Source organism: Microcystis sp. LE19-10.1B, from assembly GCF_027530565.1.
Taxonomy (GTDB): Bacteria; Cyanobacteriota; Cyanobacteriia; order Cyanobacteriales; family Microcystaceae; genus Microcystis; species Microcystis aeruginosa.
Window position 1 is genome coordinate 1 of record NZ_JAPZQM010000291.1, and the last position, 3017, is coordinate 3017.

Annotated in this window: 1 protein-coding gene and 2 pseudogenes; all 3 read right to left on the reverse strand. The window is 49.5% G+C overall.

What is annotated here, in order from left to right:
- On the reverse strand, positions 1–61 hold a 61-nt coding region (locus O9332_RS10400), incomplete at its 3' end, for a helix-turn-helix domain-containing protein (protein ID WP_235194806.1).
- A gap of 91 nt (positions 62–152) precedes the next feature.
- Positions 153–2240, reverse strand: a pseudogene (locus tag O9332_RS10405) (cation-translocating P-type ATPase); the annotation flags it as partial.
- A gap of 602 nt (positions 2241–2842) precedes the next feature.
- Positions 2843–3017: pseudogene (locus O9332_RS10410) on the reverse strand (DUF4164 domain-containing protein); the annotation flags it as partial.

A 3017-nucleotide genomic window follows, 5' to 3' on the forward strand; every position in this document is an offset into this window, starting at 1 on the left:
GCCGCAATAGCGACTCTTGTTCGGGTGTGGGGTAAAATCGAAACGAATAGGCTTTTTCCATACCTCACATTTTAGCATATATTTCGTAAACGATGCTCATATTTAACAGTAAAGCCGTCGTAGAACGACGGGGTTTCAGACCCAAAATTTTCGATGACTGGAATCAACGACATACCCGCGATCGGAACGTGAACGGCCAAGGTATAGGCCATCCCCTTTTTCAGGTTGTCAAAGATACGTCTTCCCAGTTTGACCGATTCGACGATGGACGAAAAATCATCTTTCAACAGGACCAGATCGGCAGACTCTCGCGCTACATCGGTACCCCGTTCACCCATGGCAATGCCGATATGAGCAGACTTGAGGGCCGGGGCATCGTTGACACCATCACCGGTCATGGCCACAATTTCCCCGGAGCGTTTCAGTGCATTGACAATCAATAGTTTTTGTTCGGGGACGACACGGGCAAAGATGTTGGTGCTGTGAATGCGATCGCGCAGTTCCGACTCACCCATTTGCTCCAGTTCCCTACCGGTGATCACCTTGTCTAAAGGCCTGAGTCCAATCTGACGGGCAATGTTCTGGGCTGTTACCGGATAATCACCCGTAATCATGACAACGCGAATTCCCGCACCATAGCATTCAGCGATCGCAGGTGCCACAGTAGGACGCACGGGGTCTTCCAGGCCGATGAGTCCCACAAATTCAAACTCAAAGTCGTGTTGTTGCACAGGTAAGCGATCGTCAGATTCCAAGTAGGCTGGAGGCCCGGATGACTCAAGAGCGTGGGTTTTGGGTAATGTTCCTATTTTGCGTCCTTGGGCGACTCCCAGAACTCGCAAACCTTCTCTGGCCATGGACTGGATCTGTTCGGCAAGCTCCTGTTGTTGAATCGGGCTGAAATGGCAGAGATCAGCGATCGCTTCTGGGGCCCCTTTTGCCGCAACGGTAAGCTCCCCCGTCAGGGATTCCCAGACACAGGACATGGCCAAGAGATCGGTGGACAGGGGATATTCGCGCAGTAGTTGCCAATCGCTATGCAGGTGTTCAGTCTTGGCCAGGTAATCCCAACCAATTTGCTGCAACGCTTTCTCCATCGGGTCAAAGGGATCTTTGCGACTCGCTAGAATACCAAACTCGATCAGGGGATGAAGGACTTCGGGCAAGGGTTCGCGCTCGTGGAGCGTCACATCGTACAGATAAGCATTGGAGCCGCTGTAAACCAACAATTGTTTGACGGCCATTTGGTTCAATGTCAGGGTTCCAGTCTTATCGACACAAAGAACGGTGACAGAACCCAGGGTTTCAACCACTGGAATGCGACGAGTTAGTACCTGTTTTTGCGAGAATCGCCACGCTCCCAGAGCCAGAAAGATGGCCAGCACCACCGGAATTTCATTGGGCAAAATTGCCATCGCCAGGGCTAATCCTGCCAAAAAGCCATGCAACCAATCGGCCCGGGTTAGTCCATAAATCACGACCACCGCCGCGCAAATGGCAAGCGCAATCATCGTCAATTTACCGACAATGCGACGGGTTTCTTTCTGTAAGACCGTGTCTTCCGGTTCAACCGTTTGCAGAGCTTTGCCAATTTTTCCCATTTCAGTATGTATGCCCGTTGCTTGCACCTGGGCAATGCCCTGCCCTTGCACCGCAAGAGTGCCAGAATAGACAGTGGGTAAGTCGTCTCCACCCGGTCTCAAGGTTGCTGAAAGTTTCTCTGGGTCTTCTTCCAGCTGGATGGTGCGTTTCCTGACCGGAACAGACTCCCCGGTTAACAGCGATTCATCAATCGTCAAGTGAGTCGACCACAGCAAAATCGCATCCGCAGGAACGCGATCGCCCTCCTCCACCACGATCAAATCGCCCTGTACCACTTCTCGCCCCGCAATCCGCTGCCGCTCCCCATCTCGAATCACCAAGGCCCGAGGACTGGATAAGTCCCGCAGTGCTTCTAGAGAACGTTCCGTTTTTTGCTCCTGGTAAAGATTGATGCCAATAATAAAAAAGACAAACCCCAACAAAATCAGAGCTTCTTGAGCATCACCCAAAAAGAGGTAGATGACACCACAGGCAATCAGGAGCAAGAAAATCGGCTCTTGGATAATGTCTAGGGCGATCCTTAAAAAAGTACGATGCTGGGTTGAGGGCAGTTCGTTGTAGCCATGCTGTTTCAAGCGATCGCCAGCTTCTTGGCTAGACAACCCGTTAAACTGCCTATTTTGTATATGTGCAACCATAACAATTACCTAGGTTTTTCACACAGGCTATTCTCGCACATAGAGAGTAGTTGACATACCCCACGCCGTAAACGGACGTGGATTCTTCTAGCATCACTGCTGTGAATTTCTGGCTCAACGAGTCCACTTGAATTAGATTCCTAGCGAAATCCCAGCCAGAGGTGGTTCTCTCCTCAGACTTTCGCTCCCTTACAGAAGCCTGTTCTCGTGTGTCCCACGATACAGTTCCAAACCTCTAAAATAATTGGTTTCTTTGGTACTTGACGCTGAGAGCTTTTACCTATAGGAGCATTCCCCTATAGAACCCCATAACTCTAGTTTTCAAGGTGCGTTCATCCTTCGATGACTGGGTTTTTTAAGCGGTTGCTTACCCGGCCCCCTATTCTTAATATCATAAGTAGGTGGGTGGAATTAAATATAAGATGAACGTAGGTTGGGTTGAAGCATGAAACCCAACGCCCGATTATGTTACGCTACCGCTAACCCATCCTACAAATAATTGTGCCTCCCTACTTACATCATATCAAGTCGCCCTTTTAGGGCGAGGCTTTAAACCCAATTTTTCGGTAATTGGATCAGGCTTACTTCTGTCTGAGATTAGATCAAATCTTGGAGAAGGTTGTCAGGAAAGCAACGGCGATCGCACTTGCCAAAAGAATAATTAATGTCCAAACCTGATTTTTTTGGGTTCCTTCCACTGATTTTAGGCGATTATCGATGCCCTCAACCTTTTCGGTTAACTTTGCCTGTCCTACCTCTAGCTTATTTAACCGTTCG